This is a genomic window from Paraburkholderia sp. SIMBA_053, assembly GCF_046534895.1.
GTDB lineage: Bacteria > Pseudomonadota > Gammaproteobacteria > Burkholderiales > Burkholderiaceae > Paraburkholderia > Paraburkholderia caledonica.
Map to the genome: position 1 here is coordinate 1 of NZ_JAWRXU010001254.1, position 251 is coordinate 251.

The following is a 251-nucleotide window of genomic DNA, read 5'->3' on the forward strand; positions in this document are numbered from 1 at the left end:
GCACGGACTCTGGGATATATCCGTCTTCGCGGTCGGCTTCGCCCCGCTCAACGGTGCCGGGGCGAGCATCCTGGCGCCCGTCATCGGCATCCTCGCTGTCGTCGTCGTCCGCTGGGTGATCAAGGGAACAGACGAGAGGCCGGTCGGAGCCACGTCCACCGCGTCGGCACCCGCACAGGCCTAGCCCGCCAGCGCGAGCGTCAGAGGTACTGCTCCATCCGCGCGGTGAGGTTCGCACGATGTTCTTCGAA

At 67.3% G+C, this 251-nt stretch carries 1 protein-coding gene; it reads left to right on the plus strand.

What is annotated here, in order from left to right:
• Positions 1-184: hypothetical protein (locus SB753_RS39650; protein WP_410805492.1), on the plus strand; the 184-nt coding region annotated here is incomplete at its 5' end.
• Between the last annotated feature and the right edge of the window lie 67 nt (positions 185-251).